The 6,420-nt window shown below is 35.9% G+C and carries 7 protein-coding genes and 1 pseudogene; 2 read left to right on the top strand and 6 right to left on the bottom strand.

The window, feature by feature from the left end; all coding sequences use genetic code 11:
- Positions 1–180: 180 nt before the first annotated feature.
- Positions 181–837, bottom strand: a complete 657-nt coding sequence (locus KO509_RS08400; protein ID WP_215972834.1) for a hypothetical protein — start codon at positions 835–837, stop codon at positions 181–183.
- A gap of 83 nt (positions 838–920) precedes the next feature.
- On the opposite strand from KO509_RS08400, the pseudogene KO509_RS18010 reads away from it, so the two are divergent.
- Positions 921–1,067, top strand: a pseudogene (locus KO509_RS18010) (IS110 family transposase); the annotation flags it as partial.
- Between the two features lie 28 nt (positions 1,068–1,095).
- On the opposite strand, the gene KO509_RS08405 reads toward KO509_RS18010, so the two are convergent.
- The 3 genes from KO509_RS08405 to KO509_RS08415 form a co-directional block, all read right to left on the bottom strand.
- Complete coding sequence (locus KO509_RS08405) at positions 1,096–1,437, bottom strand: DUF6694 family lipoprotein (RefSeq protein ID WP_215972835.1); 342 nt, start codon at positions 1,435–1,437, stop codon at positions 1,096–1,098.
- A gap of 259 nt (positions 1,438–1,696) precedes the next feature.
- A complete protein-coding gene (locus KO509_RS08410; RefSeq protein WP_215972836.1) occupies positions 1,697–2,194 on the bottom strand; it encodes a hypothetical protein in 498 nt (165 codons plus the stop codon).
- A 173-nt stretch (positions 2,195–2,367) separates the two neighbouring features.
- The gene (locus KO509_RS08415) at positions 2,368–2,847 is read right to left on the bottom strand and encodes a hypothetical protein (protein WP_215972837.1); all 480 of its coding nucleotides are present in this window, start codon (positions 2,845–2,847) and stop codon (positions 2,368–2,370) included.
- Positions 2,848–3,157: 310 nt separating this feature from the next.
- On the opposite strand from KO509_RS08415, the gene KO509_RS08420 reads away from it, so the two are divergent.
- A complete protein-coding gene (locus tag KO509_RS08420; RefSeq protein ID WP_215972838.1) occupies positions 3,158–4,138 on the top strand; it encodes a transposase in 981 nt (326 codons plus the stop codon).
- 357 nt (positions 4,139–4,495) lie between these two features.
- Here KO509_RS08420 and KO509_RS08425 read toward each other — a convergent pair whose 3' ends face one another.
- Positions 4,496–5,182, bottom strand: coding sequence for a DUF4386 domain-containing protein (locus tag KO509_RS08425; RefSeq protein ID WP_215972839.1), 687 nt, complete (start codon positions 5,180–5,182; stop codon positions 4,496–4,498).
- Between the two features lie 85 nt (positions 5,183–5,267).
- Positions 5,268–6,074 carry an alpha/beta hydrolase gene (locus KO509_RS08430; protein ID WP_215972840.1) on the bottom strand — a complete coding sequence of 269 codons (807 nt, stop codon included), beginning with the start codon at positions 6,072–6,074 and terminating at the stop codon, positions 5,268–5,270.
- Positions 6,075–6,420: the final 346 nt, after the last annotated feature.

Raw genomic sequence — 6,420 nt, forward strand, 5'->3', positions numbered from 1 at the left:
GGAAAGATGAAATCTATGAATAAGTAGCCAAATTAACGAACAAAAACACTCGTTCTTTGGAACAGTGTGCCTTGTATTTACATATCAGGCTATTTACTATATAAAGCTAGCTTCGAGCTTATCCAACACCCGAATAAAGTGTCGGCTTCGCGACACCTATTCTTATTTGTTATGTTTTCCTTAACCCAATATTTCCAATAGCTTAAGGTAATTTTCATCACCTATATTATTGGGGCTCAAAGTTGGGTTTCTTGGGTTTCTTAATAAGAAGGCATTTTGATAAGTATCTAGTTCTGGCACGAGCTCTACCCATAGTTTTTTACTTCTCATGATTACAATAGGATAACCTTTTTTTATGTGTTCTTTTAAAGTATGAGCAATGAAACGTTGGGTATGTAATTGTTTAGGGTTTCTTTTAAACCTAACAGAATGATAAGGAGTTAGCTGTAAACAACATATATTATTAGCTACATTTTTAAGATTTAAATCTTGAATAATCCATTTTAGCTTCTTGTGCCACCAATCAGTTCCAGGACAATCCAATTTAGGATTTAGATAATAAAAAGGATAATCTAACTCTGTTTGATTAATATTTTTCCAATGATGTTCAATATAATTTGTATTTTTATGTACATCAAAATCACTATCACTAAGCCCTGGATTTAATGCTAGCAACATTAATTTTGAATTAAGAGAGCCAATATACGGATCTGGAAGAAGTACATCACTGTATTGAAAGTCAGTTTTAGCTTTTGAATTAAACTGGTTAATTAAATCCAGATCTTCATTGTGGACAGTGCTATTTTCAAATTTATAATTCAACCACGGGTTTAACATTGAAACTCCATTTTATAAGAAAACATAACGAACTTGTAGAATAACTCATTTTGACTTAATTAGGCCACCCATAATAACGTGTTATTAGATCACTGGCTTTCAAGTGGATCCTAATCGTATTTAGGTGTTGGAAAACGAGCACGCCGTACAATGAATCGAAATTCTTAGAAGCCCTAAAACTAAGAGGCCCACCGCTTTTAAAGTTTGCAATAAATTGCCGATTTTACTAGCGGTCCACCTCAGGGCGTGTTGTTATATTTATTGTGCCGTTACACTAACTTTAGTTGGTGAAGACTTAGCTAAATCTAAGACACCGTAGTAATTTAATCCGTCAATTTTTTTGCCAATAATGAAATAGTTTATTTCATTAGTCATTGTAGGATCACCAATTACGTCATTAACACTTTTTACATCTGAAAATTGAATAGCCATTAGAGCCATCATAAATTCTATTTGTTGCGTAGGCTTTAAACGTTTTGAGACTTTAGAAATGCCATATTGGGTTGATTCAATTGTTGAACCGTCAAATACAAAATCCTTTTTTGTGCTAGCGCAAGCGCTAAGAATCAAAATTATGACAACTATCAGTAAATTTTTCATCGAATATCCTTATAAATATAACGAGATTGTAGAATTACTCGTTTTTTATTAATTACCCCGTAAAATAGAGGTAGTAAATGCATTACCTATACCGCATTAACACTCTACAGCGTGATACAGGGGCTAAAAAAATCGTCGTTTTGACTGAATTAGTTATTCTACAGCCTCAATGCCCATTTAAGGGGCTGGTAATAGTTTGCTAAAATGTGTAGCGAAGCGAAACTGAGCAAACTGTTAGCAGTCCCGCTTGAAGTTCTTATTATATTGTATTGTATTCAGGGTTAACAACATTGCCATAAACTTTATTTTGAATTGGTCGTTTAACTAAGTAAATAGCTCCGTTATTCTTCATTTCTTTAATTTTACTAAAGGAAATATAATCCGGTATTAAGGTAAAGTAATCACTGTTATGTAGTTCACCATACTCGATGCTATTTACTACAGCATATTGCCATTGATAGAAAACACTCCCATAAACTATAGCTACGTTATCATCAGAAACACGTATAACCTTAGCTAATTTATATTTGCTCTTTCGTTCTAATTTATCATTGATAAGCTGCATATCTAGAAAATAAATATCATTAACTTGGGGATTTAAAATAAAAATCGAAGCTTCTGCTTGCTCGGTTTTATGCTGCTCATATCTTTCGTATCCAAAATATATAATCACAAGCAAGAAAATCAATAGTACGAGTTTAATTAAGGGAGTTGATAACTCTGGTTTGAGTTGTTTTGTCTCTAAGGTATGCAGCACTTTAATTAATCCCTTTAAAGTTAGTTGAAAGTTCAGTGATAAAGCCTTGCCAAGGGGAAAATGCGAACGTTTATGGGAAAAGCCCTGTAAGTATTTGTCCCAGCTTCGCCTTTTGCGGCGAACTTAGGCAACTTGTTAATTTTAATTCATTCCTTTAACACCATAGTTATTTGTTAGTAGTCATCTCTATTTTTGTATATGACTGATACTGGTTTATTATTACGCACAAACTCCACCATCGCATATTCAAGTGATTGGAAGGCTTCAATTGTAGGATCACACAGAGCCGGATCAGTAGATGTAACTTTTGAAACTGTAATTAATGTAGTTTCAGAGTTTTCTGTAACACTTGTAACCTCAAGCGCTGAACAAGCAGAAATGCGGCTTAATATTGTTACAACTTCATTATTACCCCAATCAGGCTCGGGATAATCACCTGAAATACTAGGTATTCTATTTAATAATTCATTAAATTGAACTTCATTTAGAGCAACTATTAATTGACCACCATGAGTATCACTTTGTGAACCTTGGGAAGTTATTTTAAAATCTACTTTATTAAAATCATTTTCCGTGGCGCTGCTTTCAGATAAGCAACCAGATAAATAAATAATAGATGTGCTTAATATAACAGATGAAATTATACGCTTCATGCGAAACAGTCCTTATGACTACTAACAGTTTATTATGAGAAAAATTCCTTCTTTCTACAAGATGGCATCAATCGTCCATAATTTATAATATATTTACACTACTCGATTATTATCAGTAGATCAATCAGTTAAAAATATCGCCTCACCTGGTCGATGTGTGCAAAATTAGCTAGGACAATCACTCAAACTTGAACAAACCGATATTTTAACTAAAATTTATTAGAATTTTATTAGGCCACCCATAATAACGTGGATGAAATTCAATCCATAAACTAAGCTTAATTTACCTTGATTAAGTTTGGTGATTATTATGCCTAAGCCACGCTCACAACAAATTAGTTTATCCGATACCCCGTATTACCATATTTGCAGCCGCACGGTACGAAAGGCTTTTTTATGTGGGGTAGATAAAGAAACCGGTGTTAGTTACGAGCATAGGCGAACATGGATTGAGAAACGCATATTTCAATTAGCAAAAGTTTTTGCCATCGACATTTGCGCACATGCCGTGATGCATAATCATTTACATCTCGTATTACATGTAGATAGTGAACAAGCTAAAAGCTGGACAACAGCAGAAGTACTACAACGCTGGCATCAGTTATTTAAAGGCACTTTACTAACTCAACAATATCAAATGAAACAACCGCTTGATAAATATCAACTGGCTATGGTTAAAAGCACAGCAGATATATATAGAAACCGCCTTATCGATATTAGTTGGTTTATGCGCTCGCTTAATGAGCCCATTGCTCGAAAAGCAAATCAAGAAGATAAATGTACAGGTCATTTCTGGGAAGGGCGTTTTAAATCGCAAGCACTCTTAGATGAAGGTGCAATATTGTCGTGCATGGCGTATGTTGATTTAAATCCTGTTCGCGCTGGTATTGCACCAACACCAGAGCAATCGAATTTCACCAGTATTCAACTACGCATAAAAGCGGCGATAAAAGGTCAACAGCCAACCGCGTTATTATCATTTTCAGGTAATGAGCACGAAGACCAAACAACCGGCATTCGTTTTAGTTTACAAGATTACTTAACCCTTGTTGATGAAACAGGACGTATTTTGCGTGATGATAAACGTGGTGCCATTAACAGCAAAACCGCAAGCATTTTAACAAGACTGCATATCAGTAATGAAAGCTGGTTAAAACTAACCACTAATTTTGAAGGTATCTTTACAGGTGCAGTAGGTACCGTTGAGCACTTATGTGAATTTAGCGAACATGTTGGTTTGCAACGTACACATGGCATAGGCAATGCACGAGCCTGTTTGAATAGCGCATAAACCACACACGAAAAACGTTAGTTATTTATGTTATATCAAAATAACGGTTTTAACTCGGCTTAAATTCAACCATTTAAGCAACATTCATAATATCTCAGCAGATAATCTTAATATCCTCGACTGAATAGATATTTAAGCAACCGAAAAAAGCTAAAGAGACTGTCTATTATTGCTTGCTGTTATTATGGATGGCCTAATTATGTGTTCTCTTTATCGACTCAGTCTTCTACGTCTTGCATTTAGGTTATTGCTTGCAAGTACTTCAGATAATATCACGCTATTTACATAATAAAGCAGGCTCCGGGCTTGTCCAACACCCGAATAAGGTGTCGGCTTCGCGACACCTATTCTTATTTGTTAGGCATGATTTTTATCAGGTTGGATGTCTATTCCTTTGATTAATAACCAAAGGCCAAACGTTATTTCAAAAACAGCTCCCGGCATCATGAAGTAACTCAATATTTGAGGTGGATTAAGTAGAACAATATTTGAAAAACCATACACCACCATCGAAATATAAGTGAATGCCCCCCAAAGAACCAACCACTTAGGTACGTAATTGGAGACGTAGAACAAATACATGAAAATCGTGGCACCAATACCCATAATAATTAAAAGAACATCCCACATCGAGCCACTTATTTTCACAAATATGCTAGCTAATGTATGCAACTGCTCATCTTGAAATACAGTTGAAAATTCTGGATTCTTTAAAACTGCTATCACTGCTAATGTAATGATTGTTGCGACAAAGCCGAGAAGCCCTTCTCCAAACCTGAAAAGTAGTGCCACGAGAGCAAAATTTTTGTTTATCGTTTTAGTAACTAAGTACTGTGCCCATGAAGCCCAAATAACAGCTATAAACATAATAATATCTATAGTTTGAGCAAGTCTGAACTTTATCTCAACCTCATCAAAGGCCTCAAAGTTGTATATACCTTGCTTAAATAGTAGTGAATTAAACATCCCTAAAATTATATAAATCAAGTACGCAGCACCTAAATGCTTAACATACAACTTAAATGATGAACCGTTATTCCCCATTGATAATTATCCTGTGATTGCTGAGTGTTTAAATGCCTAACGCTTGCAGCAGCGGAGAGCGAAGCGAATCCGCTGACTGCATTTGTTAGTGTTTAATTCTCCCCAACAAGTCGATGACTTCCTGAACGACCATATCTGGCTCATCTTTCTGTGGGAAATGGTAACTCTTGTTTGTTAATACAGCCTTTCCTTGTGGAAATGCGTTTGCCCATTCAGAGTGTAATTCTCCCCACATTTCCCGGGCTTCATCTGTGAAAAAGAGTAATGGAGGATTTTCATATTTTTTTATTGATGCAATGACTGTTACAGGAATATCCTGTATCTCTGGATAACCGGGCAGTGGTCGTTTAGCCCAGAAATCTAGGTATTGGTTAGACATTCCGTTTTTCATATCGTCCAGTTTCACTTGAGCAATTTCTTTTTCTGCTTTAGTAAGATCAATTCTTCTCATAATATCAACATCATGTTCTGAAGCTGGCTCAACTAGCATTAACCCGGAAACCCATTCAGGATAGGTAGCAGCAAAGCGTCTAGCGATGTAAGCGCCATATGAATGGGCCACATAAACTACTGGTTTTTTAATGTGAAGAGCTTCAAGAACTAAACGAGCCTCTTCAGCATACTCCTCAGAGCTATAATTCTTCACAACGAGCTCTGAGCCACCATTACCAATTCTTGAGTAACGAATAACTTTAGCGTCTTGAGCTAGGTTATCGAAAATAGGATCCCAATCAGACAACCCAGCAGAGCCACCAGCTTCTAAGAAAACAACATGCTTTCCATTACCTTTAATTTCATATTCAACATCAAAGCCTTTTACTTTAACGAAACTAATTTCAGCCGAAGCACTAAAAGCAATTATAGAGATTAAAAACAACAATCCGAATTTCACGTATTTTCCTTAAACACTAACGAGTTTGTAGAATAACTCGTTTATTATAAATTTCCCCATAAAATAGGGGTACTAAATACATTACCTGTATCGCGTTAACACTCTACAGCCTGCTACAGGAGCTAAAAAAACTCGTCGTTTTGACTGAGTTAGTTATTCTACAGCCTCAACGCCTTGCTCACCGGAAAATTAGGAGCGCAGCGAGTAATTTTTCCGAGTGTAGCAACTTGGTACGCCCAGCATGGGCATGAACTAATGAGGTGAAAGTCCTCTGTAGGAAGATCACCGTTTAATGAGTTTTATTAAACGCTAACTACTAGCGAATGGCAAGGGCTTTTCTGTGAAG

Source organism: Colwellia sp. C2M11 (assembly GCF_018860915.1).
Lineage (GTDB): Bacteria > Pseudomonadota > Gammaproteobacteria > Enterobacterales > Alteromonadaceae > Colwellia.